The sequence below is a fragment of the Aminobacter sp. MDW-2 genome (assembly GCF_014250155.1).
In the GTDB taxonomy this organism is placed as follows: domain Bacteria; phylum Pseudomonadota; class Alphaproteobacteria; order Rhizobiales; family Rhizobiaceae; genus Aminobacter; species Aminobacter ciceronei.
In genome coordinates, this window is the sequence record NZ_CP060197.1 from 5,764,177 (window position 1) to 5,790,124 (window position 25,948).

General features: G+C 64.9%; 29 protein-coding genes and 1 other RNA gene. 13 read left to right on the forward strand and 17 right to left on the reverse strand.

Annotated features, from left to right (window positions below; genetic code table 11):
* The first annotated feature begins 29 nt into the window (after window positions 1–29).
* The 4 genes from dapD to H5P29_RS28430 all read left to right on the forward strand — a co-directional run bounded on the left by dapD (window position 30) and on the right by H5P29_RS28430 (window position 2,396).
* Window positions 30–884 (forward strand): 2,3,4,5-tetrahydropyridine-2,6-dicarboxylate N-succinyltransferase, encoded by an 855-nt coding sequence (gene dapD / locus H5P29_RS28415; RefSeq protein ID WP_067965635.1) that lies wholly within the window; start codon window positions 30–32, stop codon window positions 882–884.
* Between the two features lie 72 nt (window positions 885–956).
* On the forward strand, window positions 957–1,310 hold the full coding sequence (locus H5P29_RS28420) for a DUF805 domain-containing protein (protein ID WP_067965636.1): 354 nt from the start codon (window positions 957–959) through the stop codon (window positions 1,308–1,310).
* Window positions 1,303–1,674 carry a DUF805 domain-containing protein gene (locus H5P29_RS28425; RefSeq protein WP_067965639.1) on the forward strand — a complete coding sequence of 124 codons (372 nt, stop codon included), beginning with the start codon at window positions 1,303–1,305 and terminating at the stop codon, window positions 1,672–1,674. The genes H5P29_RS28420 and H5P29_RS28425 overlap by 8 nt, the downstream gene beginning before the upstream one ends.
* Before the next feature lie 23 nt (window positions 1,675–1,697).
* Window positions 1,698–2,396 carry a hypothetical protein gene (locus H5P29_RS28430; protein ID WP_154385915.1) on the forward strand — a complete coding sequence of 233 codons (699 nt, stop codon included), beginning with the start codon at window positions 1,698–1,700 and terminating at the stop codon, window positions 2,394–2,396.
* Here the strand turns inward: H5P29_RS28430 and H5P29_RS28435 are convergent.
* Window positions 2,393–3,412 carry a 2-dehydropantoate 2-reductase gene (locus H5P29_RS28435; protein ID WP_067965643.1) on the reverse strand — a complete coding sequence of 340 codons (1,020 nt, stop codon included), beginning with the start codon at window positions 3,410–3,412 and terminating at the stop codon, window positions 2,393–2,395. The two genes, H5P29_RS28430 and H5P29_RS28435, sit on opposite strands and share 4 nt — an antisense overlap.
* Window positions 3,413–3,521: 109 nt before the next feature.
* A complete protein-coding gene (locus H5P29_RS28440; protein ID WP_154385916.1) occupies window positions 3,522–5,309 on the reverse strand; it encodes a diguanylate cyclase in 1,788 nt (595 codons plus the stop codon).
* A gap of 234 nt (window positions 5,310–5,543) precedes the next feature.
* Here H5P29_RS28440 and dapE point away from each other — a divergent pair, with 234 nt between their 5' ends.
* Both dapE and H5P29_RS28450 read left to right on the forward strand, forming a co-directional pair.
* Window positions 5,544–6,731 (forward strand): succinyl-diaminopimelate desuccinylase, encoded by a 1,188-nt coding sequence (gene dapE, locus H5P29_RS28445; protein ID WP_154385960.1) that lies wholly within the window; start codon window positions 5,544–5,546, stop codon window positions 6,729–6,731.
* 12 nt (window positions 6,732–6,743) lie between these two features.
* A complete protein-coding gene (locus tag H5P29_RS28450) occupies window positions 6,744–7,340 on the forward strand; it encodes a transporter (protein ID WP_067967141.1) in 597 nt (198 codons plus the stop codon).
* 18 nt (window positions 7,341–7,358) lie between these two features.
* On the opposite strand, the gene H5P29_RS28455 is transcribed toward H5P29_RS28450, so the two are convergent.
* Window positions 7,359–8,525 carry an MFS transporter gene (locus H5P29_RS28455; protein WP_067965647.1) on the reverse strand — a complete coding sequence of 389 codons (1,167 nt, stop codon included), beginning with the start codon at window positions 8,523–8,525 and terminating at the stop codon, window positions 7,359–7,361.
* A 48-nt stretch (window positions 8,526–8,573) separates the two neighbouring features.
* Between H5P29_RS28455 and H5P29_RS28460 the strand changes: the two genes are divergently transcribed.
* The gene (locus H5P29_RS28460; RefSeq protein ID WP_067965650.1) at window positions 8,574–9,113 is read left to right on the forward strand and encodes an Lrp/AsnC family transcriptional regulator; all 540 of its coding nucleotides are present in this window, start codon (window positions 8,574–8,576) and stop codon (window positions 9,111–9,113) included.
* Between the two features lie 58 nt (window positions 9,114–9,171).
* Here H5P29_RS28460 and truA read toward each other — a convergent pair whose 3' ends face one another.
* From truA to def, 4 genes are all read right to left on the reverse strand, one after another.
* Window positions 9,172–9,915, reverse strand: coding sequence for a tRNA pseudouridine(38-40) synthase TruA (gene truA / locus H5P29_RS28465; protein WP_067965652.1), 744 nt, complete (start codon window positions 9,913–9,915; stop codon window positions 9,172–9,174).
* 23 nt (window positions 9,916–9,938) lie between these two features.
* Window positions 9,939–10,448 carry a GNAT family N-acetyltransferase gene (locus tag H5P29_RS28470; protein ID WP_067965654.1) on the reverse strand — a complete coding sequence of 170 codons (510 nt, stop codon included), beginning with the start codon at window positions 10,446–10,448 and terminating at the stop codon, window positions 9,939–9,941.
* The gene (gene fmt, locus H5P29_RS28475; protein ID WP_154385917.1) at window positions 10,445–11,380 is read right to left on the reverse strand and encodes a methionyl-tRNA formyltransferase; all 936 of its coding nucleotides are present in this window, start codon (window positions 11,378–11,380) and stop codon (window positions 10,445–10,447) included. Before fmt ends, H5P29_RS28470 begins: the two co-directional genes overlap by 4 nt.
* 118 nt (window positions 11,381–11,498) lie before the next feature.
* A complete protein-coding gene (def, locus tag H5P29_RS28480) occupies window positions 11,499–12,029 on the reverse strand; it encodes a peptide deformylase (RefSeq protein ID WP_067967142.1) in 531 nt (176 codons plus the stop codon).
* A 103-nt stretch (window positions 12,030–12,132) separates the two neighbouring features.
* On the opposite strand from def, the gene H5P29_RS28485 reads away from it, so the two are divergent.
* The gene (locus H5P29_RS28485; RefSeq protein WP_067967144.1) at window positions 12,133–13,398 is read left to right on the forward strand and encodes a DNA recombination protein RmuC; all 1,266 of its coding nucleotides are present in this window, start codon (window positions 12,133–12,135) and stop codon (window positions 13,396–13,398) included.
* 18 nt (window positions 13,399–13,416) lie between these two features.
* Here H5P29_RS28485 and H5P29_RS28490 read toward each other — a convergent pair whose 3' ends face one another.
* Window positions 13,417–13,821 carry a GFA family protein gene (locus H5P29_RS28490; RefSeq protein WP_067965660.1) on the reverse strand — a complete coding sequence of 135 codons (405 nt, stop codon included), beginning with the start codon at window positions 13,819–13,821 and terminating at the stop codon, window positions 13,417–13,419.
* 42 nt (window positions 13,822–13,863) lie between these two features.
* On the reverse strand, window positions 13,864–14,841 hold the full coding sequence (locus H5P29_RS28495; protein ID WP_154385918.1) for a cation diffusion facilitator family transporter: 978 nt from the start codon (window positions 14,839–14,841) through the stop codon (window positions 13,864–13,866).
* A 154-nt stretch (window positions 14,842–14,995) separates the two neighbouring features.
* Between H5P29_RS28495 and H5P29_RS32855 the strand changes: the two genes are divergently transcribed.
* Together H5P29_RS32855 and sugE are read left to right on the forward strand one after the other, a co-directional pair.
* A complete protein-coding gene (locus tag H5P29_RS32855) occupies window positions 14,996–15,121 on the forward strand; it encodes a hypothetical protein (protein WP_018426265.1) in 126 nt (41 codons plus the stop codon).
* Window positions 15,122–15,275: 154 nt separating this feature from the next.
* Window positions 15,276–15,590 carry a quaternary ammonium compound efflux SMR transporter SugE gene (sugE, locus tag H5P29_RS28500; protein ID WP_067965664.1) on the forward strand — a complete coding sequence of 105 codons (315 nt, stop codon included), beginning with the start codon at window positions 15,276–15,278 and terminating at the stop codon, window positions 15,588–15,590.
* A 243-nt stretch (window positions 15,591–15,833) separates the two neighbouring features.
* On the opposite strand, the gene H5P29_RS28505 is transcribed toward sugE, so the two are convergent.
* Window positions 15,834–16,262 carry a DUF6481 family protein gene (locus H5P29_RS28505; RefSeq protein WP_067965665.1) on the reverse strand — a complete coding sequence of 143 codons (429 nt, stop codon included), beginning with the start codon at window positions 16,260–16,262 and terminating at the stop codon, window positions 15,834–15,836.
* A gap of 219 nt (window positions 16,263–16,481) precedes the next feature.
* Between H5P29_RS28505 and H5P29_RS28510 the strand changes: the two genes are divergently transcribed.
* Both H5P29_RS28510 and H5P29_RS28515 read left to right on the forward strand, forming a co-directional pair.
* Complete coding sequence (locus H5P29_RS28510) at window positions 16,482–17,534, forward strand: LLM class flavin-dependent oxidoreductase (protein WP_067965667.1); 1,053 nt, start codon at window positions 16,482–16,484, stop codon at window positions 17,532–17,534.
* A gap of 127 nt (window positions 17,535–17,661) precedes the next feature.
* The gene (locus H5P29_RS28515) at window positions 17,662–18,663 is read left to right on the forward strand and encodes an LLM class flavin-dependent oxidoreductase (protein ID WP_067965669.1); all 1,002 of its coding nucleotides are present in this window, start codon (window positions 17,662–17,664) and stop codon (window positions 18,661–18,663) included.
* 148 nt (window positions 18,664–18,811) lie between these two features.
* On the opposite strand, the gene H5P29_RS28520 is transcribed toward H5P29_RS28515, so the two are convergent.
* The 3 genes from H5P29_RS28520 to H5P29_RS28530 form a co-directional block, all read right to left on the reverse strand.
* A complete protein-coding gene (locus H5P29_RS28520) occupies window positions 18,812–20,077 on the reverse strand; it encodes a lytic murein transglycosylase (RefSeq protein ID WP_154385919.1) in 1,266 nt (421 codons plus the stop codon).
* Window positions 20,078–20,261: 184 nt separating this feature from the next.
* Complete coding sequence (gene recR, locus H5P29_RS28525) at window positions 20,262–20,867, reverse strand: recombination mediator RecR (RefSeq protein WP_067965671.1); 606 nt, start codon at window positions 20,865–20,867, stop codon at window positions 20,262–20,264.
* Window positions 20,868–20,969: 102 nt separating this feature from the next.
* Window positions 20,970–21,659: a cell wall hydrolase gene (locus tag H5P29_RS28530; RefSeq protein WP_246340908.1), complete on the reverse strand. Its 690-nt coding sequence runs from the start codon at window positions 21,657–21,659 to the stop codon at window positions 20,970–20,972.
* A gap of 213 nt (window positions 21,660–21,872) precedes the next feature.
* Here H5P29_RS28530 and H5P29_RS28535 point away from each other — a divergent pair, with 213 nt between their 5' ends.
* The gene (locus H5P29_RS28535) at window positions 21,873–22,913 is read left to right on the forward strand and encodes a zinc-dependent alcohol dehydrogenase family protein (protein ID WP_154385921.1); all 1,041 of its coding nucleotides are present in this window, start codon (window positions 21,873–21,875) and stop codon (window positions 22,911–22,913) included.
* Window positions 22,914–22,995: 82 nt separating this feature from the next.
* On the opposite strand, the gene H5P29_RS28540 is transcribed toward H5P29_RS28535, so the two are convergent.
* The 4 genes from H5P29_RS28540 to H5P29_RS28555 all read right to left on the reverse strand — a co-directional run bounded on the left by H5P29_RS28540 (window position 22,996) and on the right by H5P29_RS28555 (window position 25,917).
* Window positions 22,996–23,319, reverse strand: coding sequence for a YbaB/EbfC family nucleoid-associated protein (locus H5P29_RS28540; protein WP_067965675.1), 324 nt, complete (start codon window positions 23,317–23,319; stop codon window positions 22,996–22,998).
* 33 nt (window positions 23,320–23,352) lie between these two features.
* Complete coding sequence (locus tag H5P29_RS28545; protein WP_154385922.1) at window positions 23,353–25,197, reverse strand: DNA polymerase III subunit gamma/tau; 1,845 nt, start codon at window positions 25,195–25,197, stop codon at window positions 23,353–23,355.
* A gap of 117 nt (window positions 25,198–25,314) precedes the next feature.
* An RNA gene (gene ffs, locus H5P29_RS28550) (signal recognition particle sRNA small type) lies at window positions 25,315–25,411 on the reverse strand.
* Window positions 25,412–25,476: 65 nt separating this feature from the next.
* Complete coding sequence (locus H5P29_RS28555) at window positions 25,477–25,917, reverse strand: DUF1772 domain-containing protein (protein WP_067965685.1); 441 nt, start codon at window positions 25,915–25,917, stop codon at window positions 25,477–25,479.
* Between the last annotated feature and the right edge of the window lie 31 nt (window positions 25,918–25,948).

The following is a 25,948-nucleotide window of genomic DNA, read 5'->3' on the forward strand; positions in this document are numbered from 1 at the left end:
AACCTTAACGGCCCGTAACGGAGATGTTTATGTCGAAGCCCGATCTCGCCAGCCTGGAAAAGACAATTGATCGGGCGTTCGAGGAACGCGACGGCATTTCGACGTCGACCCGCGGCGAAATCCGCGACGCCATCGAGACCGCACTCGACCTTTTGGACAAGGGTACGGCCCGTGTCGCCCAGCGCCAGGACGACGGCAAGTGGCAGGTCAACCAGTGGCTCAAGAAGGCGGTGCTGCTGTCCTTCCGCCTCAACCCGATGGAGCTGATCTCGGGCGCGCCCGGCGGCGGCTCGTGGTGGGACAAGGTGCCGTCCAAGTTTGACGGCTGGGGTGCTGTCGACTTCGAAAAGGCCGGCTTCCGCGCCGTGCCTTCAGCCGTCGTGCGCAAGTCGGCCTTCGTCGCTCCGGGAGCCGTTTTGATGCCGTCCTTCGTCAATGTCGGCGCCTATGTCGACACCGGCACCATGGTCGACACCTGGGCCTCGGTCGGCTCCTGCGCCCAGATCGGCAAGAACGTGCACCTGTCCGGCGGCGTCGGCATCGGTGGCGTGCTCGAGCCGATGCAGGCGGGCCCGACCATCATCGAGGACAACTGCTTCATCGGCGCGCGCTCGGAGGTCGTCGAGGGCTGCATCGTGCGCGAAGGCTCGGTGCTCGGCATGGGCGTATTCATCGGCCAGTCGACCAAGATCGTCGACCGCGCCACCGGCGAAGTGTTCTACGGCGAAGTGCCGGCCAATTCGGTCGTCGTCGCCGGCTCGCTGCCGGGCAAGCCGTTGCCGAACGGCGATGCCGGCCCAAGCCTCTACTGCGCCGTCATCGTCAAGCGCGTCGACGCCAAGACCCGGTCCAAGACCTCGATCAACGAACTGCTGCGCGATTGATCTTTCACTGAAACCGAAGCAACTTCGACCGGCGCACGAGAAATGTGCGCCGGTTGGCTTCGGAGGGGTGAAATGGACTGGAAGTATCTTCTGACCAGCTTCGATGGTCGTATCAACCGGGCCAAGTTCTGGGCCGGCATCGGCGTGATGATCGTCGTCAGCATCGTCGCCAACCTGCTCGACATGATGCTCGGCCTCGACATCGGCAACTCAGGCGCCGGCGTCATCTCCATCATCGTCACCATCGGCATGATCTATTTCGCACTGGCAATCTATGCCAAACGCTGGCATGACCGCGACAAGTCGGGCTGGTGGAGCCTGATCGCACTCGTGCCCGTCATCGGCGCCATCTGGATCCTGGTCGAACTCGGCATCCTCGAAGGCACCAGGGGCGCCAACCAATTCGGACCGGATCCGCTTGCCTAACAACGTCGATTTCTTCTGGTTGTTCTTTCGCTTTTCGGGCCGCGTCAACCGCGCGGCCTACCTGCTCGGCTTCCTGTTCATGCTGGTGGTGATGTCGTTCCCGCTCTACCAGTTCATGCGTGTGCACCCCGAAAGCGGTGCGGCGCAGGTCTGGTCGATGCTGTTCGGCGCAACCTTCCTGACCTTCCTGTGGGCGCATATCGCCTTCAGCGTCAAACGCCTGCATGACTTCGACAAACCCGGCCTGTTTGCGGTCGCGCTGTTCATCCCGGTGGTGTCGATCTTTGCCTTCATCGCGCTGTGCTTCTTCCCCGGCACGCCGGGCCCGAACCAGTTCGGTAACACCACCAACGCGCCGAAGTAACCGCGCAAAAAGGCCCGGGTTCGATGTCTTACAGAACGCTCGACCCGGCCAAGATCATCGCAACAGCCGAGACGTTGAGCCAGCGCGTGAGCGAACGGTTCCCCGATGCCGGCCTGTCCCGCGTCAGCCAGGAGCTTGTCCGCCTGGCACGCGACCTCGCCGCTTCGGCCAAGGCGCTGGAGCAGCCGATCTGGTGGCTGCGCATCCTGATCGGGCTTGCCATCGCGTCGGGCGCCGGCATCTTCCTGTTCATCGGCACGATCCTGTCCTTCGACCGCATCTCGACCGGCGCGTTCGATTTCGTGCAAGGCATCGAGGCCTCGCTCAACACGCTGATCCTCGCTGGGCTCGGTTTCCTCGCGCTGATCCGCGTCGAGGAACACATCAAGCGCAAGCGCACGTTCAGGCAACTGCACGGGCTGCGCTCGCTGATCCACGTCATCGACATGCACCAGCTGACCAAGGATCCGGCAACGCTGTCTGAAAGCTTCAGCCCGACCCCGCATTCGCCGGCACGCATCACCAAGTCGGCGGACCTTGCGCGTTATCTCGACTATTGCTCCGAAATGCTGTCGCTGACCGGCAAGCTGGCCGCCCTTTTCGCGCAATCGGTCAATGACGACGTCGTGCTGAAGGCGGTCAACGACATCGAGGAGCTCGGCTCGAACCTGTCGCGCAAGATCTGGCAGAAGATCACGATGATCGAAACAGCCCGGCGCTAGCTGCCGGCAACCTGCTCCGGCTTCAGCCTGGGCGACCCCTTGCCCCTGGCTTCCGCGTCGCGCACCAGGGCGACGATGCGCTCGGTCAGCGTGGCCGGGGTGCCGGCTTTTCGCGCGAGCCCGAGGATGGTGCCCTGAAGCGCATCGATCTCGGTCCCGCGCCGCCGTTGCAGGTCCTCCCACATCGACGAGCGCGCCGTCGGGTCGATGGCCAGCATGCGCCTGGCCAGGCGCAGGAACAGCCAGTCGGGCAGGCGCAGTACCGTCGGCAACAATGCGGGCGGCACTGCCGCTGCCTTTGCGGGAACGATGCCATTCGCCTTCATCGCCGCCAGCGCCTCGTCGATCTGCCCGGCGAGGATGCGGCGCCAGCTGGCGTCCGCCAGTTGTGCCGCCAGCGGCAATCCGGACAGCGCGACAAGCGCATTGTTGAGGTTCATCAAAAGCTTACCCCACTGGACGGCCGGCATGTCGGTGTGGGTGGCGACCGCAAAGCCCTCGACGTCGAGCAGCTCGCGCAGACGCTCGTCTCCGGCCTCGATCAGCACCGTCCCGGCACTGGCGCGGTGGACACGGAGCGGCAGCTCGCCTTCGGCCGACTGGACGACGTTGAACGGTACCATTCCGGCCACCACCCGGCGCCGGCCGAGCGCTGCGCGCAGCTTGGCTGCGTTGTCGATGCCGTTCTGCAAACTGACGACGACGGCACTTTCCGGCGCATGCCGGGCGACAAGCTCGGCCATGGCGGCTGTGTCGCCGCTCTTGACGGCAACCAGCACGACATCGGCGTGGGACAGCACCGAGGGGTCGATCGTGACTGCGATGGCGCCGGCGGCAAGCAGGCGGTCGAAGCCGTCGATGTCGCTGACCCGCAGGCCGCCGGCCTTGATCGCGGCAGTGACGCGAGGCCGCGCCAACAGGCTCACGTCGCGCCCGGCCAGCGCCAGGCACGCCCCGGCGTGGCAGCCGATGCTGCCGGCACCAGCGACGACGATCATCCGATGATCCTTGGCCATGCGCCCTCCCGAAGTCCACTATAAGCGACAGCAGACCCGGCGTGGCAATGCCTGCCAGACCGGGGAGCATGGCATCATGGCGGTCGCCGGCAGGGAGCCGACCTGCGCCTCAGGCCGATTTTCTGATGTTGCTTGCAGCAATCGTCCGGTTGCGGCCGCCGGCTTTCGCCTCCAGCAGGGCCGCGTCGGCACGCGTCACAAGTGTCTCGACCGAACCGCCCGCCGGGGACACCGCCACGCCGACGGAGACGGAGACGGCGCCGAGACGCTGGCCGGCATAAGAGAGTGCGAAGCCGCCGATCTTGTCGCGCAGCATGTCGGCAAGCACCATCGCGTCCGCCTCGCCGAAGGACGGCAGAAGGGCGGTGAATTCCTCGCCGCCGAAGCGGAAAGCATCGCCGGACGACGCACAGGCTTCGCGCAGCGACTGCCCGACGAATTGCATGACGAGGTCGCCGGCGTCATGGCCGAACTGATCGTTGAAGCGCTTGAAATGGTCGATGTCGATCATCAGGCAGGCGAGCGGCTCGTCCCGGTGGTCCCGGGCGTGCCGCCGCAGCGTCTCGTCGAGGAACCGACGATTGAACAGGCCGGTGAGCGGATCGCTCACCGCAAGTGCCGTCAGCTTTGCCTGCAATTGCAGATTGGCAATGGCAAGGCCGACATTCTCGGCAATGAGTTCGAGGTAAAGCCGCGGCCCTGCCGGCTCGAGCGCGCCATCGACGCGCTCTTCGAGATAGAGCAGCCCGATCATGTCGCCCTGGGCCGTCAGGGGCACGCAGAGCGTCGCGACGCCAGGCGGATCCACGTGCTGGCAGGGAACGTCGGCGCCGCTGCCGCCGCTGTGATGAGTACGGCCGCGCCGCAGACCCCAGCAGGCCGTGGCCGGGAACTCCGCCGCGGAGTGATCCGGATCGAGCCAGAGGCCGACACGTGCCAGCGCTGTCTTGCCTTCGTTGAGGACATAGAGGCCGCCGGCAAGGTCGGGGAAAATCTGTGGCGCGAAGCGCACGACCACGTCCGTCAGCTCCAACTGGTCACGGCATGCCTGCACGCGGTGCATCATCTGGAGGATGAGGTCTTTCATATGCTGGTCGGCACGCCGTTCGGCGTCGAGTTTTTCACGCTCGATCAGGTTCGTGCGGAAGCCCTCGATGGCATCGCTCATCTCGCCGATTTCGTCGGCCCGACGATTGACCGGAACCTCGACGCTGTAGTCCTGCTTGGCCAGCCGGCTGACGATCCCGGTCATGTGGCGCAACGGCGTCGCTACCCGGCGGCTGAGAACGAAATAGAGCACGGCCACGAACAGCGCCCCCGTGGTCGCCAGCATGACCTTGGCGACAAGGCTCCACCAGTTGCTGCGGTCGCGAGCCGCATCGAGTGCCGCAGTCGTGCGCGCTGCGGTCAGGTCGCGGAAATGGGTGACCGTCTGAAGCAGCGCATTCTGGACCCGTTCGTGTTCGGCGCCGAAAAGAGCTTCCTGCGCGGTCGTCTTGTCGCCGTTCTGATAGGCCGTTATGGCGGCTGCCTCGAGCTTGTCCAGCTCGTCCGCGTGAGCATTGATCGCACGCAGCGCCGCAGCTTCTGCCGGCGCGGGATCGCGGGCCGCCAGGTCCGACGCAACGGTCTCCAGCCGCCGTTCCGCAGCCTCTTGCACGCGAAACGCCTGGAGATGGCGCACCTCACCGCGCATCACGTAAAGCCTCGCTTCGTCGCTGCGCATTTCCGCACCAAGGGCAAGATCTTCGGCCAGCGTGTCGAGCGTGAGATGCTCCTCGGCCGCAGCGCGCTCCTGGAGGGCGCTGTTGGACGACAGGATGAACGAAACGCCGGAAAGCGCCGTCAGGACGACAGTGATGCCGTAGGCCCAGTGGGTGATCGTGGCAATTCTCATGCCGCGACAATGCCAGCAGCTGATTGCAGGAGACTTAAGGACCGACTTAAAAATCGTAGGTGACGTCGTCTCACCCGTTGCCGCGTTCAATCTCGACATCGACGCTTGCCCGTTGCGGCGCTCGTGACCAGGGCCGCGCCTGATCGCCCCACGCTTTTGCGAAGCTGGAGGCCGATGTCGCTGGTACAAACGACCGTCGTGACAGGAACCGGCGATTCGATTATCGCTGTCGCCATGAAACTGCCGACAGATCCCGCCGAAAACCTCGCCGCCCTCATCCGCTGCCCGTCGGTTACGCCGACCGAAGGCGGTGCGCTGTCCGCACTTGAGACCATGCTGAAGCCGCTCGGCTTCGCCGTCGACCGCCCGACCTTTTCCGAGGACGGCACGCCTGACGTCGAGAACCTCTATGCCCGCCGCTCGGGCAACGGGCCGCATCTGATGTTTGCCGGCCATACCGACGTGGTGCCGATCGGCGACGAGGCGGCGTGGAAGCATCCGCCGTTTTCGGCAGCCATCGACAATGGCGAAATGTATGGCCGCGGCGCCGTCGACATGAAGGGCGGCATCGCTTGCTTCATCGCCGCCGTCGCCCGCCACGTCGAAGCCCATGGCGGCCCGAAAGGTTCGATTTCGCTGCTGATCACCGGCGACGAGGAAGGCCCGTCGATCAACGGCACGGTCAAGCTGCTCGAATGGGCGGCCTCGCGCGGCGAAAAGTGGGACGCATCGCTGGTCGGCGAGCCGACCAACCCCGATGCGCTCGGCGACATGATCAAGATCGGCCGCCGGGGTTCGATCTCGGCCACCATCACCGTCAACGGCAGGCAAGGCCACGCCGCCTATCCGCATCTCGCCGACAACCCGGTGCGCGGGCTGATGACCCTGGTCGATGCGCTGCTCAACCCGGTCTTCGACAAGGGCACCAAGGATTTCCAGCCATCGAACCTGGAGGTCACCACCTTCGACGTCGGCAATCCGGCGACGAACGTCATTCCGGCCAAGGCTACCGCCAGCTTCAACATCCGCTTCAACGACAGCTGGACGGCCGAGACGCTGCAGGCCGAGATCCATAACCGGTTGGACAAGGCGAGCGGGCGCAAGAAGTACCGCAAGGGCCGCAAGGAGCCGGTCGAGTTCGAGCTCGTCTGGCGCGACCGGCCGAGCCACGTCTTCCTGACCCGCAACGACAAGCTGATCGATGCGCTTGCCGGCTCCATCAAGCGCGTCACCGGACGCAAGCCCAAACTATCGACGACGGGCGGCACCTCCGATGCACGCTTCATCAAGGACTACTGCCCGGTCGTCGAGTTCGGGCTCGTCGGCAAGACCATGCACATGGTCGACGAGCGCGTGCCGCTTGCCGAGCTCAAACAGCTGACACAGGTCTACCAGCAGTTCCTCGCAGACTGGTTCGGATGACGAATGGCCCTGATGCTGGCAAGCGATGAAATCGAGCAGAATCTGGCGGGCGCCTGGCGGCTGATGCTGGGCAAGGCCGACGGCCTGCGCCAGCTCGATCTCAGCGCCGACGGCTTCTGGAATTCGTTCTTCGCAATCCTGGTTGCCGTTCCCGCCCTCGTTGTCGGCTGGGCCGGGGTGTCCAATGACGTCGCGCTGGAGACGGCGACGTTCGCCAGCCGCTTCGGGATCGTCGTCCGACTGGCGATGGTCGACATCGGCGCCTGGGTCTTGCCGCTCATCGTGCTGGCACTGGTGGCGCCACGCGTCGGCATCGGCGACCGTTTCGTCCATTACGTCGTCGCCAGCAACTGGACGTCCGCGATCATCGCCTGGCTGATGCTGCCGGCAGCGCTCGCCCGCATGCTGTTTCCGGCGGCTGACAACGTTGTTTCGCTGCTGTCGTTGGCGGTGTTCGCACTCGCGATGGTGTTCACCTGGCGCATGACCAACGCCACCATCGGCAAGGGTGCGGCGATCGGGTCGGCCGTCTTCGCCGGCATGTTCTTCGTGTCGCTGCTGGTGCTGTTTGCGCTGCAGGCCCTGTTCGGCATCCAGTTGCCGGCCTGAACGCCCCGCGCCCGCAGCTCAACGCCAGGCAGCAGCGGCAGCACCTAGCATCAGTACGGCCGCAACGACTGCCGAAGCGGCAAAGCCGTAATTGGCGTAGAGCGGACCGAAGGCGGTGGTGCCGACCGACACGGCAAGATAGGTCACCGCGCTGTTCAGCCCCATGATGGTTCCACGCCTGCTAGGGTCGAGCGCGGACAGGCGCATGACCAGCACGTTCAAGCCGAAATGGTTGCCCAAGCCCCACAAGGCCATGGTGGCGATCAGGATGGTGAAAGTGCCGGCGACTGCCGCGATGAGCACATAGATTGCTGCCACGCCGAGATAGGCTATCGGCATGACGCGCCGGGCGCCGAGGCGGTCGACAATGCCGTCCAGCAGTGCGGCGGCACCGAAACCGATGCCGTAGGAAATGGCGGCGAGGCCATTGGCGCTGACCGGCCGGCCGAGCGCCTGATGCAGATGATCGCCGAGATAGCCATAGACGCCGTAAAACGCCGTCATGAAGGCGCCACAGGCGATCAACAACGGGACGATGCCGGGCGTCGCCAGCGCTCCCAGCGGCGCTGGAGCGACACCGCCGGCCGGCTTGTCGTCGGCCGACATCGCCGAAATCGCTGCCAGCGCAATGGCAGAAAGCAGCGCCACCGCGCCGAATACCGCGCGCCAGTGAACGAGGTCGGCGAGCACGGCAGACATCGACACGCCGGCGACCATCGACAGCGTCCAGCCGGTCAGCACGACGCCGATGGTTCCGCTTTCGCGGCCGGGTGGAGCAACGGCCGCGGCGCTGGCATAGATCGCCGGTAGGGCTATTCCGGCCGCGATGCCGGCCAGCAATTGCGCTGCGACCAGCACAATGACCTGGGGTGCCGCGGCACTGGCCAAAAGGGCTACGGCCAGCAACGCCAGCGCCCGCTGCAACATGCGCTTGGCGCCGAAGCGGTCGATGTAGCGGGCAAGGAAGAGGGCACTTGCCGCGGTGCCCAACCCGAAGGCTGAGGCCGCCGTCATGACCACCGGCACGGAACTGCCGAAGCCTGCCGCAACCTCGGGCGCGATCGGGCCGAGGACCAGCGAATTGGAACCGATGACGGCAATGCAGCCGGTCAATAGATAGGCAGCCCGGGGAATGCGGGCCACGGGTTCGGCAGCAGCGGGAAGTGTTTGATCAACGTTCGACATTGGCGCATATTCTCCGAATGATGTTCGGCTTCAACGGAGAATTTCCGGATGGATGAAGAAACAGACGGCATTCGGCAGAACCGCCTGCCGGAGCGCTCGATCGATACCGCCGACCGAAGGCTGTTAGGCGTGCTGGTCGAGGACGCGACGGTCTCCTACGCCGAACTGGGCGAAAAGGCAGGCCTGTCGGCGCCGGCGGCGCATGAGCGGGTCAAGCGCATGCGCCGGTCCGGTGCCATCCGCCAGACCGTGGCCATGGCCGATCCGAGGTCTGTCGGCAAGCCGCTGCTGGCCTTCGTCCATGTCGACACCAGGGGTTGGGGCAAGACGCCGGAACTGATGGCGGTCTCGTCGTTTCCGGAGGTCGAGGAAATCCACACGGTTGCCGGCGACGCCTGCATCCTGCTCAAGGTGCGGACCGAGGACACGCGCGCGCTGGAGGGGCTGCTCGCCCGCATCTACGACACGCCAGGCGTGACCTCGACGCGCAGCTATGTCGTGCTGTCGACCTATCTCGAACGGCCTGTACAGCCCGGGATCACCCAGGACTGGCCGGCGCCGAAGCTCGGAACCAATCCGATCTACTGAAGCAATTCAAGGACAAGTGCGCCGCGGCTTTCCGCCCCAAGCAGCGCAACTCTGGAGATCAATAATCGACGCCGCTGAGATAGAGCCCGTCGGGCGGCGCGACCTGGCCGCAGGCGGCGCGGTTGCGTGCGTCGAGGGCTGCCTTGAGGTCGTCGGCAGTCCAGCCGCCCTCGCCGACGCGTTTCAGGCTGCCGACCATCGAGCGGACCTGATTGTGAAGGAACGAGCGCGCCGACGTCCTGACTTCGATCATGTCGCCGCTGCGCGTCACGTCGAGTTGGGCAAGCGTCCTGAGCGGGCTGTTCGCCTGGCACTGCGTCGAGCGGAAGGTGGTGAAATCATGCCGGCCGAGCAGGAGCTTGGCGGCGTCCGCCATCGCCTCGTGGTCGAGGCGCTTGGGCACCCACCAGACCTTGCCACGCTCGAGCGCTGCCGGCGCGCGTCGGTTGAGAATACGGTAGATATAGTGCCGCCCGGTGGCGGAGAAGCGGGCATCGAACTCGTCAGGCACTTGCCGGGCGGCGATGATGGCGACGGTTTCGCCGGCCATCTGCAGATGCGCGTTGACGGCGTCGCGCACCTTGTCGTCGGCCCAGGCCTTGGTCAGGTCGGCATGAGCGACCTGAGCCGTGGCATGCACGCCCGCATCGGTGCGGCCGGCGCCGCGCAGCGAGATTTCGTCGCCCGAGAACTTCAGGATCGCCTGCTCGATCGCCGCCTGCACGGTGTGCAGGCCAGCCTGCCGCTGCCACCCGGCATAGGCGCGACCATCATATTCCAGATCAAGGCGATAGCGCGGCATGTGCAGTCAAAGCTCCGGCCGCTTTACGCGGCAAGAGCAGTACCGAAGGCCGAGGCATAGACCAGCTTGCCCGTCTCGGGCGCCTCGCCCCAGGCCAGGGCCTGCAGCGCGTCGCACTGGTAGTCGCTCTCGAACCCTGCTGCACGCTCGTGGCTGTAGCCGAAGCGGCCATAATAGGCCGGATCGCCAAGCACCACGGCGATCGTCTCGCCGGCATCCTTGAGCCGGATGTGGGCTTCGCGGACCAGCGCGCCACCGATGCCGGTGCCGTGGAAATCGGGCTCGACCGCCAGCGGGGCGAGCGCCACCGCCGGAACCGTCTTGCCGCCGTTCTGGATGTAAAGCCTGGAAAACAGGATGTGGCCAACCACATCGCCATCCTCTTCAGCCACCAGTTCGACGACCGCATCGCCTTCGGCAACCAGCGCATCGACGAGACCAGCCTCGGCCTGCTGCCCGAAGGCGTGTTCTTCTACGAGGCGGATCGCCTCGCGGTCGCGGGGCGTAGCTGCCCTAATCGACATCATGCTCATGACAACTTCATTCCTTTTTCGATCTTGGCACCGCGCAGGAATTCATCCGCGGTGACGGGTTTTCCTCCCGCCCTTTGTACCTCGACCAACCTCACGGCAGCGTCGCCGCAGGCAATCTCCAACCGGTCGTCGAGAACCGTTCCCGGCTCTCCTTGTCCAGCGGCGCGTTGCGAGCGCAGTATTTTCAAGCGCTCGGTTCGTCCGCCGATTTCGATTTCGCACCATGCGCCGGGGAATGGCGATAGGCCGCGGATATTGTTGTCGACCGCCGTCGCCGGCAAGGTCCAATCGATCCGCGTCTCCGCTTTATCGATTTTTTTGGCGTAGGTCACGCCTTCCGATGGCTGCGGCACCGTTTCCAGCTTGCCCGCTTCGAGCTCTGCGAGAGCGTCCACCATCAGCAAAGCGCCTGCCGCCATCAGGCGATCGTGCAGCTCACCGGCCGTCATGTCGGGTCCAATCGCGACTTTTTCAAGTCGAGCCACCGGTCCGGTGTCCAATCCCTCTTCCATCCGCATGACCATCATGCCGGTTTCCGCATCGCCCGCCATGATGGCGCGCTGGATCGGAGCCGCCCCGCGCCAGCGCGGCAGCAGCGAGGCATGGCCGTTGTAGCAGCCAAGCCGCGTGCCCTGAAGAATGGCCTTGGGTAGCAGCAAACCGTATGCAACGACCACTGCGACGTCGGCCTTAAGCTGGGCAAAGGCCGCCTGTTCGGCCTCCCCCTTCAGCGACAGCGGCGTGCGCACCTCGATGCCCAGCCGCTCGGCCTCGCGCTGCACCGGCGACGGCGTCAGCTCCAGCCCGCGGCGCCCTGCGGCGCGCGGCGGCTGCGAATAGACGGCAACGACCTCGTGGCCGGCTTCTGATATCGCACGCAGCGTCGGCACGGAAAAATCCGGCGTGCCCATGAAGATGACGCGAAGGCTCATTCTGTTCCGGCTATCCCGCACAGCCCCGGACGGCGCCGGCCGACCGTTCAGGCCATCGCTTCAAACGGGTTTACGAGCTTCAGGTCAAGCCCGTCGAAGTCTCCGGTCGGCCAGGCTCTCACCCCACCATGCGGCTCGGCGGACGGTCCTTGGCAAGCTTCTTGAACTTCTTCATCACCATGTCGCGCTTGAGCTTGGAGATGTAGTCGATGAACAGCACGCCATCGAGATGGTCGATCTCGTGCTGCAGGCAGGTGGCCAGCAGACCGTCGGCCTCGACTTCCTGCTCCTTGGCGTTCTCGTCGAGATATTTGACCCGCACCTTGGCCGGGCGCTCGACCTCGGCGTAATAGTCCGGGATCGAGAGGCAGCCTTCCTCATAGATCGAGCGATCGTCGCTACGCGAGACGATCTCGGGATTGATGACCGTCATCGGCGCCGGCTCTTCGCCTTCCTTGGCAAGGTCGATCACCAGCATGCGCAGCGGCTCGCCGACCTGGATGGCGGCAAGGCCGATGCCCGGCGCGTCATACATGGTGTCGAGCATGTCGCGCGCGAACTTGCGGGTGGCGTCGTCGATGCGCTCGACCGGCTTGGAAACCAGGCGCAGGAGCGGATCGGGCAGGATGATGAGCGGCTTGATGGTCATGCGCATCAACTAGGATGTCAGGCGAAAACCGTCAACAGGGCTCGATCCAGGATGTTCCCGTTTTGATCTGAACCTTTTGTGCGAATCGGCTATGGTGCGCGCCATGAACGAGCTTTCCAGCATCCTGTCCGCCCCCATCGCCCAGCTTGGCGCCTCCGTGCTCACGCTCGGGCAGGCGCTGCTGTTTGCAGCCGTGCTGTTCGTCGCACTTGTCGTCGTCCTGATGGTGGCGCTGTGGCGCTCGGCCAAGGCGCGCGCGGTTGCAGCCGCCGAGGCCGCCGACCACGCCCGCGATGCCGAGGCCCGCATGGCGGGTATCCTGCAGGCGCAGGCGGAGATGCAGGGCCGGCTCGGCACGGTGGCCGAAATCTTCGGCTCGCGCCAGGCGGAGCTGACCCAATCGCTGAGCCAACGTCTCGACGCCATGACCGGCCGCCTTGGCCAGACAATGACCGAGCAGACCAAATCGACGCATGAGAGCCTGGCCAAGCTGCAGGAGCGGCTGGCGGTCATCGATACCGCACAAGGCAACATCCAGTCGCTTGCCGGCCAGGTGGTGCAACTGCAGGCGATCCTCTCCAACAAGCAGACGCGCGGCGCCTTCGGCCAGTCGCGCATGGAGACGATCGTCGCCGACGGCCTGCCGCTCGGCGCCTACGAATTCCAGGCGACGCTGTCGAACAACAACCGGCCGGACTGTCTTGTCAGGATGCCGAACGGCGCGCCGTCACTTGTCATCGACGCCAAGTTTCCGCTCGAGGCGTGGAACGCCATTCGCGCGGCAGCCGATACCGAAGGCGCGGTTGAAGCGCAGAAATATGCCGCCCAGGCCTTCCGGCGCGATCTCGAAGTCCACATCAAGGCGATCGCCGACAAGTACCTGATCTCGGGCGAGACCCAGGACACCGCCTTCATGTTCGTGCCCTCGGAATCGATCTTCGCCGAAATCCACGAGAACTTCGAATCGCTGGTGCAGCGTGCCCACCGCGCCCGCGTCGTCATCGTGTCGCCGTCACTGCTGATGCTGTCGATCCAGGTCATCCAGGCGATCCTCAAGGACGCCCGCATGCGCGAACAAGCGCACCTGATCCAGGGCGAGGTCATCCGCCTGATGGAAGATGTCGGCCGCCTCGACGAACGCGTGCGTAAACTCAAGACGCATTTCGATCAGTCGAGCAAGGACATCGACGACATCCTCGTATCGTCGTCCAAGGTCACCAAACGCGGCGAAAAGATCGAGGCGCTGGAATTCGGCACGGGCCATGCCGGCGAGGCGGAAGTTACGGCCAAGCCCCAGCCTCCGGGCGCCCGGGCTGCCGATTCCAAGACTGGGCAGCTCAGGCTGCGCGTCGTCGAGGAAAGCGACTAGCGCAGCAAAGCACTGCCCTCAGGACTGTTTCTCCACCGTCTCCATGCCGTCGAACTCCGGCAGCCAGTGCAACGCCGATCGGTGCCAGACCTGTTTGCGGGGCACCAGTTGCTCGCGCTGGTCCGAAGTTCCGGTCCTCAACCCATAGACCTTGGGTCCGTCACCGACCGAAGTGGCGAACAGGTGCGAGCCACATTCGGGGCAGAAGCCCTGCGCGCGTTTGTTGCCGCTGTCGCCTGTCTTGACGTAAATCTTCGGCGCTCCCGAAAACGCGATCTTGTCCTCCGGCACCGGAACGGTGACGCGAAAGGCCGTTCCGGTCAGTTTCTGGCAATCGGTGCAATGGCAGATCGCCGTCTTCTCCGGGTCGACTTCGGCCTTGTAGGTAATGGCGCCACAATGGCACCCGCCTTCGATCTTCACTTCGAACTCCTCCTGTCCTGCAGTGCGTGATTCCCGGGCACACTAGCCGCCTTCGGGCATCGGCGTCCCTGCCTTCGGGTTCACGATCCGGTCATGACGCAGCTTCCATCGCTGCGACGTCTGCGGCTTGACGAACACCGACGTCACCTCGGGAACTTCGGCCTTGAGCTTCGCCTCCAGTCTTTCGACGCAGGCTTCGATCTTCGCCGCCGAGATGTGGTCGACGAAGTCGAGGCTGAGCCCGGCAACCACCTGCTCCGGCCCCAGATGCACTGTCAGCACGCCATTAGCTTGCTCGACAGCGGGATCGGCCTGGGCGATCGCCAGTATCGCCGCCTGCACGTCCGCCGAAGCCGGCTCGCCCATCAGCAAACCCTTGCTCTCACGCGCCAGGAACACCGCCGTGGCGCCAAGGATCAGGCTGATGCCGATCGAGGCGGCACCGTCGAGCCAGGGCTGCTCGAAATAATGCGCGGCAAAGATGCCGGCAAAGGCAATGACCAGGCCCAGCAAGGCGGCACTGTCTTCAAACAGCACCGTGTAGACGCTCGGGTCCTTGCTCCGTCGCACCGCCTGGATGTAGCCGAAACTGCCCTTGCTGCGGCGGAATTCTCTGAGCGCAACCAACCACGAGCCGCCCTCGAACACCATGCAGGCGCCAAGCACCACATAGTTGACGAGCGGATTCTCGATCGGCGCAGGGTGGAGAATGTGGACGATGCCTTCATAGAAGGCCACGCCGGCACCAAGCGCGAAGACCAGCAGGGCAACGATGAAGCTCCAGAAATAGAGCTCGCGGCCATGGCCGAGCGGGTGAGTGAGATCAGGCGGCCGGGCGGCGCGATGCAGCCCGTAGAGCAGCAAAAGTCCATTGCCGGTGTCGACGAGCGAATGCACGCCTTCCGACAGCATCGCCGAACTGCCGGTGAAGGCAGCGGCGACGAACTTGGTGACGGCAATCAGCAGATTGCCGGCAATAGCCGCAAAGATCACTAGCCTGGAGCCGGAGTGTCCTGCCATCGGTCCCTCACCGCAGCGACTTTAGCGAGCGTGAGGTCCCGCTCAAGTCATTTTCGCGGCCTTGGCGTCCGGCGCTCCCGGCGCTCAAGACCCCTCTTGCAAGCCGGACAACTTCGCGTTTCACTCCACTTCTCAGCAGCGGGAGAAACGAATCATGGCCAAGGGTGCGATGAAAGCCGGGAAAGAAGCCCGGAAACCCAAGAAAGACGCCAAGAAGCCAGCACCTGCGCCGGCTTTCAAGGCGCCTCCGGTGCAAGCGACCAAGCTTAAGGACAAGTAGTCCTCACGGGCACGACGCAGACCCCGCCCGGCTGTCGCGGCCGGGCGCGGGTTGAACTTCTCTCGCGAAAGTCCTATCTGAGCGGGCGCAGGGACGGCCCTGCGCTTCCCCTAAAAACCGGCCGGGACGACCCGCCATCCCATTGGAGCGTTCCATGGCTTGGACTTATCTGTTTTTCGCGGGAATTTTCGAAATCGGCTGGGCCATCGGCCTGAAATACACCGAAGGCTTTACCAAACCGATGCCGACGGTGCTCACTATCGCCTCGATGATCGTCAGTCTCGGCCTGCTCGGCCTGGCACTGAAGACGCTGCCGGTCGGCACGGCATACGCGATCTGGACCGGTATCGGCACAGTCGGCACCGCGATGCTTGGCATCTGGCTGCTCGGCGAGCCCGCCACAGCACTTCGCCTCGCCTGCATCGGCCTGATCGTCTCGGGCATCGTCGGCCTCAAGCTGGTCGCCTGATCCGCAGACTTGCGGCGGCCCGCCCGAAACGGGCGGGCTTCACCTTTCCCAATTTCTCATCTGGCACGCCCTGACATCCACAGGGGTCGACGCATTGTGCGTCGGACGCACAAAAGCGATCCGCGCCCGGGGCTTGGCAAGTCCCCGGTCGCGAATCGCTGACGATGTGAGTTTTGCGCTATCGAGCCCGACTAACGGGCCGATGCGTCATTCCGGCGAGTGCAGGCGAAGGTCGACCTGCGTTCAGCCGTAGTTGGCCGAAGGCGGCATGCGCTTGCCACGCGCCTTGCGCGCGGCGTAACGCGCGTCGCGCTTGGCCTTGCGCTCGGCTTCGTCGGCGAGCAGGCGGGCGATGCGATCGCCTTCCTCTGCCTCGCGCGCCTTTGCTTCAGCCTGTGCGGCCTCTTCGGCGGCGAGACGTTCTGCTTCAGCCTTGGCTTCGCGTTCGGCCTTTTCAACGGCTTCGCGGGCCAGGCGCTCTTGCCTCAGCTTTTCCTTCTCGGCTTCACGGATGGCGCGAGCCTCGAGGATTGCCTTGCGCTCGGCCTGACGGGCCAGAACGGCCGGATCGTCAGCTGCGGGGCGTGCCTTGTACTTTTCGAGGAGGGCTTTCTTTGCGTCATTGGCGGCGTTCCGCCGCTCAAAGGCGTCTTTTTCTCGGTAGATTGCCAATTTGATTTCCCTAGAGTCACTTCGCGCCGCTTACATACGCGCGCGAAGGCATAGTTCAAGCGCCAAAAAGGCATGTCTCCCATGAATTCGCGTGATGTTGCGGATAGGAAACGCTCTTTGACGCCAATCTCGATATGGATTGTTCACTAGATCGCGTCTGGCGACCTCGTGGAGCGATGGCTACCTCTAGCACAAACAATAGCGACAGGACCAGAGATCATGGAACTTGGCCTCTACACTTTTGCAGACGTTAGCCCAGAGCCGGGGCCTGGTGCCATCGGAGCCCACCAGCGGTTGCGCAATCTGATCGAGGAAATCGAGCTGGCCGACCAGGTCGGGCTCGACGTTTTCGGCCTGGGTGAGCACCACCGCCCCGACTATGCCGCCTCGGCACCCGTCATCGCACTTGCCGCCGCTGCCGAGCGCACCAAGCGCATCCGCTTGACCAGCGCCGTTACCGTGCTGTCTTCGGACGATCCGGTGCGTGTGTTCCAGCAGTTCGCCACCCTCGACCAGTTGTCGGGTGGCCGCGCCGAGATCATGGCCGGTCGCGGCTCGTTCATCGAATCGTTTCCGCTGTTCGGCTACAACCTCGAGGACTATGACGAGCTCTTCGCCGAGAAGCTCGATCTGCTCCTGGCATTGCGCGACAGCGAACGCGTGACCTGGCAAGGAACACACCGGGCGCCGATCAACGATCGCGGCGTCTATCCCCGCCCCTATCAGGAGCTTTTGCCGATCTGGATCGCCATTGGCGGCACGCCGCAGTCGGCGGCACGTGCCGGCGTGCTCGGCCTGCCGCTGGCGCTCGCCATCATCGGCGGCGAGCCGGCCCGTTTCGCACCGCTCTTCGATCTCTACCGCGAGGCGGCGCGCCGCGCCGGCCAGGATCCGGCCAAGCTCGCCACCAGCATCAACGTGCATGGTTTCATCGGCGAGACCACCGAACATGCGGCCGACGACTTCTACCTGCCGCAGGCCGAGGTGATGAACCGCATCGGCCGCGAGCGTGGCTGGGGCCCAACGTCTCGGGCGCATTTCGACCAGTCGCGCGGCGCCAACGGCGCGCTGTTCGTCGGCAATCCGGAGCAGGTGGCAGAGAAGATCGTGGCCCAGCACAATGTCTTCAAGAATGACCGCTTCCTGCTGCAGATGGCGATCGGCATCATGCCGCACGACAAGATCATGAAGGCGATCGAGCTCTACGGCACCAAGGTGGCGCCGCTGGTGCGTAAGGAACTGGGCGTTTCCGCTATCGGCACGGCGGCGTGACGGAGCAGCCGAAGAGCACTCCAGAGCGCTTCAACCACTGGACCAAAACATACCTTCGGCGGGAAGGTTTGTTTGCGCAGGTGACGCTCCCTATATCCGGCGGGTCCTCACCCGCCGGAGCTGCCTCATGACCACCTTGTCCGTCCTCGACCTTTCGCCGGTCACCGAAGGCAGCACTGCCGCCCAATCGCTGAAGAACACGCTCGACCTCGCCCGCCACGCCGAGAAGCTCGGCTTCCACCGCTACTGGCTGGCCGAACACCACAACATGGCCGGCATCGCCAGTGCTGCGACCTCGGTCGTCATCGCCCATGTCGCGGCCGGCACCAGCACCATTCGCGTCGGCGCCGGCGGCATCATGCTGCCCAACCACGCGCCGCTGGTCATCGCTGAACAGTTCGGCACGCTTGCCGCCCTGCACCCCGGCCGCATCGACCTCGGCATCGGCCGGGCGCCCGGCACCGACATGCTGACCGCGCGCGCCCTGCGCCGCAATCTCGAGGCCGGCGTCGACAATTTCCCGCAGGATGTCGTCGAGCTGATGAGCTATTTCGATCCGGCAACGCCCGAACAGCGCATCCGCGCCGTGCCCGGCGAGGGCGAGCAGGTCGAAGTCTGGGTGCTGGGATCAAGTCTCTATGGCGCGCAGCTCGCCGCCATGCTTGGCCTGCCCTACGCCTTCGCTTCGCACTTCGCCCCTTCGGAGCTCGACCATGCGATCGAGATCTACCGCTCGCGCTTCCAGCCGTCGGAGCGATTGGCCAAACCCTATGTCATGGCCGGCATCAACATCGTCGCCGCCGACACCGACGCCGAGGCGAAGCTTCTGTTCAGTTCGGTACAGCAGGCCTTCGTCAACCTGCGCAGCGGCCGCCCCGGCCGCCTGCCCGCGCCGCTCGAGGGCTATGAGCGCGAGCTCGACCCCGTCGCGCGCCAGATGTTGTCCCAGACGCTTGCCTGCGCCGTCGTCGGCTCACGCGACACGGTCCGGCGCGGCGTCGAGGCATTCATCGCGCGTACCGGTGCCGACGAACTGATGGTCACCGCCCAGGTGTTCGACCATCAATCACGCAAGCGTTCGTATGAGATTCTTGCGGAAGTCGGTGCCAGATTGGCGAAGGCGGCGTAGCCGTTCCTTCGCCCCGTTTACGAGGAGAGGGAAGCCAAGCGAGCTTGCGAGCACAGCAGAGTGAGGGGCAGGGCTGAACTCGGAAGTTGGCACCGTCCCCTCATGCGGCCCTTCGGGCCACCTTCTCCCGTAAACGGTGCGAAGGAAATTACCGCATCGCCTCGAGGAGGCCCTTGTCGGGAAAACATGTCGCCGCACGGCCATTCTTCGCCTGCCAGTCGCCGATCGACCGGCGCGTCTTGAAGCCCGGCAGACCGTCGGCGCCGCCGACGTCGTAGCCGAGCTTTTCCAGGCCGCGCTGCATCGTGGCGACGTCAGAGCGGTAGAGCCCGTCGACCTTGCCCCAGTTGCCCACGAAACGTCGGTCGCCGGACGCGATCCGGTCGGCGCCGTGGCCGATGAACAGCGCGTAGACGTCGCTCTCGTTGTATTCCTTGAGCACATAAAAATTGGGCGTGACAATGAAGGCCGGGCCGTTGCGCCCCGCCGGCATCATCAGGAAACCCTCGGCCCGTGCCTCATTCTGAGGGAACGGCTTGCCGCCAACGCGGGTGATACCCATCGCGGCCCAGTCCGAGATCTTCTTGCCTTGGTCGGGGCCTTCCAGAGCACAGGTGACGCTCTCCGGCAGCGACACCTCGAAACCCCAGTCGCGGCCCTTTGCCCAGCCATAATGGACGAGATAGTTGGCGATGGAGGCCAGCGTGTCAGGCGTCGAGTTCCAGATGTCGGCGCGGCCGTCGCCGTCGAAATCCACGGCATGCTTCAGGAACGAGGTCGGCAGGAACTGCGGCTGGCCGAGTGCACCAGCCCAGGACGAGCGCATTGCCTTGCGACTGACCAGCCCGCGTTCGACCATCTCCAAACCGGCCAGCAACTCCTTGCGGAACATTTCCTTGCGGGTCGCCAGGAAGGCCTTGGTGCCGAGAACCTCGAAGGCATCGTACGGCATCTTGGCGGCACCGAAGCCCGACTCGCGCCCCCAGATCGCCAGCACCACGCCGCCTGGCACGCCGAAACGCTTTTCGATCGCAGCGAGTGTCTTCGCATTTGCGCCCGCCCGCGCGCGCCCGCCTGAGGTGACGGCACCGAGCGTCTTTTCGGAGAAGTAGTTGCCGGGCGAGCCGAACTCGGCCTGGTGCTGTTTCTTCGGTGTCTTCGGCTTTTCGCCGGGGAGCACGAGATCGGGCAGTTTGAGATTGGGCGACACGCCCTGGAACGCAGCGTCGAACGTCGCTTTGGAGATTCCCTTGGCCTTGGCTTCGGGCCAGAGGTCCTTGGCGAGCCAGGCCTGGAACTGGTCGTCGATCCTGGCGGCGGAAGCGGGGGCGGCGAAGGCGATTAGCGCGGCGGCAAGGGTAGCCAAGACGGAAACGGCGCGCCTCTTCGCACCCCCATCTGGCCTGCCGGCCATCTCCCCCGCAAGGGGGGAGATCGGCAGCTTCGGGCTCGCCGCTCTTTCTGCGATGTTGGTGAATGGCGGAGACGGTGGCGACAGCTGTTCTCCCACCTTGCGCGGGAGGCCGGCAGGCCAGAGGGTGCGAAGAGGCGAATACAATGCCGAAAGTCTCATCCAGCCTCCCTGCAAGCCAATTACGTCAAAACACAGTCCGCGACTTCAATGCGGCCGACAGCGTGCCCTCGTCGAGATAATCGAGCTCGCCGCCGACCGGCACACCATGCGCCAGCCTCGTCACCTTGACGTCGAAACCGGAGAGCTGGTCGGTCAGATAATGCGCGGTCGTCTGGCCCTCGACGGTGGCGTTGACGGCCAGGATCACCTCGCTGACCCCGCCCTCGGCGATGCGGGTGACCAGTTGCCTGATGGTCAGTTGGTCGGGGCCGACGCCGTCGAGCGGCGACAGCGTGCCGCCGAGCACATGGAATTTCGCATTCATCGCGCCGGCCCGCTCCAGCGCCCAGAGGTCGGACACGTCCTCGACGACGATGATGGTGGTGGGGTCGCGGCGTGGATCGGTGCAGATCATGCACGGATCGGAGGTGTCGACATTGCCGCAGGTCGAGCACACCCTGACCTTGTCGACCGCCTCGCCCATGGCGGCGGCCAACGGCGCCAGCAGTTGTTCTTTCTTCTTGATCAGGTGAAGGGCGGCGCGGCGGGCCGAACGCGGGCCGAGCCCCGGCACCTTGGCCAGAAGCTGGATCAGGCGTTCGATCTCGGGACCGGCGATTCGCTTGGACATGGAAGCGATATAAAACGACTAGGCAATGGTGAGTAGTGAATAGTGGGCCGAGGAGCGGCCGCCGCCTCTTTCCTCCACTCGCTACTGACTATTCGCTATCCCTCATTCCATCGGCCGTTCCTGGCTCGCAATGAGCGCGCCGATCGCGTCGGCGTTTTCCGGTGTCGCCTGAAACGACATCGCGCTGGCCAACGCCGCGTCGGAGCCGGCAGAAGCGACCGTGGTCGGCTGCTGCTCGACGACGCCCGGCAGCGTCGGCTGTGCGGCGGAAGCGACCATCGTGTCCGGCTCGGCCACGGGCAGCTTGCGCCGGCTACGCTTCTCGTAAAACGCATTGCCGCCGGCAACTGTGGTGTAGTGCATGTTCTTGTAGGGGAACTTCAGCCCGGCGGTATGGAAGAACATCACCTCTGGCTTCACCTTGGGGTGGCGCTCGCCCTTGAGCACGGATTCTGCTGCCGCCTGCACGTCGGGCAGTGCCTGCGAATTCATCGGCCGCGACAGCACGCCGGGCGCGAACTGGCCCTTCTGGCCGACGACGCCGCAGACAGTGTCACCATATTCGCCCGACTTGAGCCGGTTCATGACGACACTGCCGACGGCAACGAGGCCATCGCGGCTCGAGCGGTTGGATTCGAAGAACATCGCGCGCGCCAGGCATTCCTTGTCCTTCGCCGAATAGGCGTAGGAACCCGAACGGACCGAGCTCGTGGTGATCCCGTCAGCGAGCTTGCTGGTGGTGCACCCGGAAACGATGAACGGCGAGGCGACGACGCCGACCAAAATCGGCATCTTCCAATTTTTGGCGATCAAAAGCGCCCCTCTCGTAAGCCCGCCACGTCCCCAGATTGCAGCAAGAATGCGCCCGTTTCGGGCAAAATGATGGCCGAGCGGCAGACAGCGCCTCCTGGCCGGGCTCGCCTCTGCGACGGCCGGTCGTTATGGTCAGGTCAATGACAGGCAAAGGCACGCATCGTGGCGGCCGAAAATCAGTTGGAGGCGACCATGAAAGCCGTGCTGTTCGAACAATTTGGGCAACCGCCGAAGGTCCAGACTGTCGCCGAACCAGCGCCTGCACCCGGCGGCGTGGTGATCAAGGTCGAGGCCACCGGGCTCTGCCGCAGCGACTGGCATGGCTGGATGGGGCACGACGCCGACATCACCCTTCCGCATGTGCCGGGCCACGAACTCGCCGGCGTCGTCGTCGCCGCCGGCCGGCAGGTCACGCGCTGGAAGGCCGGCGACCGCGTCACCGTGCCCTTCGTCGGCGGCTGCGGACGCTGCTTTGAATGCACCTCGGGCAATCACCAGGTCTGCGAACACCAGTTCCAGCCGGGCTTCACCGCCTGGGGTTCGTTCGCCGAATATGTCGCTGTCGATTTCGCCGACACCAACCTGGTGCGGCTGCCCGACAGCATGGATTTCGTCACCGCAGCCAGCCTCGGCTGCCGCTTCATCACCTCGTTCCGCGCCGTCGTCGACCAGGGCCGTGTCAAGCCAGGCGAATGGGTGGCAGTGCACGGCTGCGGCGGTGTCGGCCTGTCGGCGATCATGATCGCGGCAGCGTCGGGCGCCAATGCAATCGCCATCGACCTCTCGGATGAGAAGCTCGACTTTGCCAGGAAAATGGGTGCGGTGGCGACGATCAATGCCTCACGCGAGACCGATGTCGTCGGCGCGGTGCGCGAGCTCACGGCGGGCGGTGCGCATCTGTCGCTCGACGCGCTCGGCCATCCCGCCACCTGCTACAACTCGATCGCCAACCTTCGCCGGCGTGGCCGCCACGTCCAGGTCGGGCTGATGCTCGGCGACCATGCTGATCCCAGGATCCCGATGGGCAAGGTGATCGCCCATGAACTCGAAATCCTCGGCAGCCACGGCATGCAGGCGTTCCGCTACGAGGCGATGATGCAGATGATCGAGGCAGGCAAGCTTGCCCCGCAATTGCTGGTCGGCAAGCACATCAGCCTCGACGACGCCCCGGCGGCGCTGATGGCCATGGACCGGTTCGAAGGACTGGGGATCAGCGTCGTGACCAGATTCTAGGAGAACAGTGAACAGATAGATCAGGAACGGCGCCTGAACCTCAAGCGCCGCACCGCCATTGGCTACTCGCTATTGCCTATTCTCAGAACGGCAGCTTCATGCCGGGCGGGATCGGCAGGCCGGCGGTCAGCGCCTTGGTCTTTTCCTGCATCGTCGCCTCGACCTTGGCCTTGGCATCGTTATGCGCGGCGACGATCAGGTCCTCGAGGATCTCGCCCTCGCCTTCCCTAAGCAGCGACGGATCGATCTTCAGCGCCTTCATTTCCGACTTGCCGGACAGGGTTACCGTCACGAGGCCGCCGCCGGACTGGCCGGTGGCTTCGAGCAGGGCAACTTCTTCCTGCATGGCCTGCAGCTTGGCCTGCATTTCCTTCGCCTTGCCCATCAGGCCGAGGAGATCCTTCATCGTCTTTGTCCTTTCGTCTCAGAACGGGTCGTCTCAGAACGGGTCGTCGTCGTCATTGTCGAGACCGATGCCCGGATCGGGCTGCAACTCGGTGTCGGTATCGATATCGGGCGCATCCGGTGTTGTCGGCAGCCGCACGTCGATGATCTTGGCGCCGGGAAAGCGCGCCAGGATCGCCGCCACCGTCGGGTCCGCCTTGGCGTCTGTCAGCGCGACTTCGCGCTTGGTCGCCTCGATCTCGGCAAGCGTCGGCCCGCCTTCTTCCTTGGACAGCGACACCATCCAGTGACGTCCGGTCCAGGCCTTCAGCTTCACCGTCAGATCGTTGAGGAAGGTACGCGGGGCGTCCGAAGTCAGGCTGCATTCGATATGGCCGGGCTCGATGCGCACCGGGCGCACGGCACGGCGGATCAGCACCTTGAAGGCCATTTCGCGATTGGCTTCGGCAAGGTTCGCGAGTTCGGCGATGGTGCGCACAGGCACGGCATCGACAACTGGTTCCGGCGCCGGCGTCGGCGCCGGCGTCGGCGTCGGCGCGACAAAGGCCGTAGGCGCTGGCGCGCTTTCAACCAGGCGCATCGCCTGGCCGCCGCCATTGCTGACCGGCATGCGCGCCTGCGACACGGCCGAAGCGCCTCCGCCATTGCCACCGCCAGCGGGCATGCCGCCATTGCGCGGTGCGCCGGAAGGCTGCGGCGGCGCGTCGCCGAGGGATTTCAATGCCTCGTCGAGAGTGGGCAGATCGGCGGCATGCGCCAGCCGGATCAACACCATCTCGGCGGCACTGACCGGACGATTGGACGACTGCACCTCGGGAATGCCCTTGAGCAGCATCTGCCAGGCACGCGACAGCACACGCACCGACAAGGCCTGGGCGAATTCCACGCCGCGCTTGCGCTCGTCCTCGGACAGCGAGGCGTCGTCGGCCGCCGACGGCACGAAGCGCAGGCGGGTGACCAGATGGGTGAATTCGGCAAGATCGTTGAGCACAGCCACCGGGTCGGCGCCGGTATCGTACTGGGCGCGCAGCTCGCCAAGGGCAGCGGCGATGTCGCCCTTCATGATGTTTTCGAACAGGTCGACCACCCGCGCCCGGTCGGCAAGGCCGAGCATGGCGCGTACAGCTTCCGTGGTCACCGTACCGCCGCCATGGGCAATGGCCTGGTCGAGGATGGACAAAGAATCGCGCGCCGAGCCCTCTGCCGCGCGCGCGACCATGGCAAGCGCGTCGTCCTCGACCGAAATGCCTTCCTGCCGGGCAATGTTGCGGAGATGCCCGACAAGCTTGCCGGCGTCGATACGGCGCAGGTCGAAGCGCTGGCAGCGCGACAGCACCGTGATCGGAACCTTGCGGATTTCAGTGGTGGCGAAGATGAACTTGACGTGGGGCGGCGGCTCTTCCAGCGTCTTCAGCAGGCCGTTGAAAGCCTGCGTCGAGAGCATGTGCACCTCGTCGATGATGTAGACCTTGTAGCGCGCCGACACGGGCGCATAGCGGACACGGTCGATGATATCCCTGATGTCGTCGATGCCGGTGTGGGACGCGGCGTCCATCTCGATGACGTCGACGTGGCGTCCTTCCATGATCGACTGGCAGTGCTCGCCGAGCACCGACAGGTCGACCGAGGGGCGGTCAATGTCAGCGGTCTTGTAGTTGAGCGCGCGCGCCAAGATGCGGGCGGTGGTGGTCTTGCCGACACCGCGGACGCCGGTCAGCATCCAGGCTTGGGCGATACGACCCGAGGAAAAGGCGTTGGTGAGCGTCTGGACCATCGGCTCCTGGCCGACGAGTGCGGTGAAATCCGCCGGACGGTACTTGCGTGCGAGAACGCGATAGGCGCCGTCCTTGGTCTTATCGGTCTGTCCGGCTTCGCTCATCCGCCCCGTTCGCCCGTTGGTATTGGCGCCCCTGCCACGGCCACGAGGGCCGATTCCGCGAAACGAGTTTCGCCCGCACGGCGCAACGCCGTCAATGACGCGGAGAAGGGCGAAGAGGCGGGAGGCTGGAACAATGACCCGTTCCGGGCTCGTTAGGGCTGCTTCCTTCCGGACCTGACCCGGTTGGCGAGTGGATCGTCCACCACCAACCTCCCAACCTCCATATCGGCAATTGCCACACCAATTGCAAGAGCCTTGGGCGACATGTTGATGCGGCGATCAGGCACCGCCGGAATTCAGCGCCCAGAGATAGGAAAGCGTTGCCGCGATGCCGAGGCCGGTGCGCAGCGCATGCAGCGTGCCCCAATGCACGATCAGCCTGCGGGATGCGACACCGCCCTCTTCGTTCGGTATAGCCTCGATGCGCTTGTTGGTCGGCATGATACCAAGCAGCGTATAGGGCCAATTGGCAAGCATCAGCGCGGCGCCCACCACCCAGCGCCAATCCGCGGTCAGCCAGGCGGTGAGAAGGCCGAGCATGCCGGAGGCGAATGCCAGGCTCGCCTGCATGGTGAAGCCGGCGGCATAGCTCGGCTTCCACTGGGCAAGCAGATTTTTGTCGTCGAGGCCAAGCCGTGCGGGCTGTTCGGCGAAATTGATGTAGAATGCCGCACCGGCAAAGGCGGCCGCGAGAACCAGAGCAAGCTGACCGGCAAACATTGCGCATCTCCGCTGACGTTCGACGCATAGC